This is a genomic window from Pseudomonas koreensis, assembly GCF_036668835.1.
Lineage (GTDB): Bacteria > Pseudomonadota > Gammaproteobacteria > Pseudomonadales > Pseudomonadaceae > Aquipseudomonas > Aquipseudomonas koreensis_I.
In genome coordinates this window covers 1-574 of the sequence record NZ_JAZEVW010000027.1, presented here as the reverse complement: position 1 = coordinate 574, position 574 = coordinate 1, and the positions used below count along the sequence as shown (strand labels likewise).

General features: G+C 61.5%; 1 protein-coding gene. It reads right to left on the bottom strand.

Annotation, left to right across the window (positions count from 1 at the left end; translation table 11 throughout):
• Positions 1-574 (bottom strand): immunoglobulin-like domain-containing protein (locus V6F91_RS27155; RefSeq protein ID WP_332769922.1); only part of this gene is annotated, 574 nt, incomplete at both ends.

Sequence of the window (574 nt, the reverse complement as noted above, 5' to 3'; positions counted from 1 at the left end):
GTTTTGTCGGCTACGAGGTTTTCGAAGTTGCCGCCAGTCACATTGGTGATCGAGTTGGTGATCGGTGCATGACCGGTCAACGCGTCGTTCGGCGCTGCGGTGGTCGCGGTGCCGGTGGTTTGGCCAACACCGATGGTGATGGTTTGACCGTTGGCCAAAGTGACCACTACAGGCGAGCCCGTCACTGGCGCGCCAACCGTCGCTGTGTAAACGACGTTGCCGCCTTCAGCCGCAGTGGCGGTCGCGGTCAATTTCACCGCGGTCGTGTCGATGGTGTCGGTGACGCTGGTGATGGCAGGCGTTGTGCTCGGTACCAGGTTTTCGAAGTTGCCTCCGGTCGCGCTGGTGATGGTCGCCTGCACCGAGCCGGCATCTTTGTAGACGTCATCGGATGGCGCTGGAACAGTTGCGGTGCCAGTGGTTTCGCCAGCCTTGATGGTGATCACGGCGCCGTTCGACAAGGTCACGGTGACTGGCGAGCCTGCAGCGTTGGTCAGGGTCGCGGTGTAAACAATCGAACCGCCTTCAGCGACCGAATTGGTCGCGCTGAGCGACAGGTTGGTGGTGTCGACGG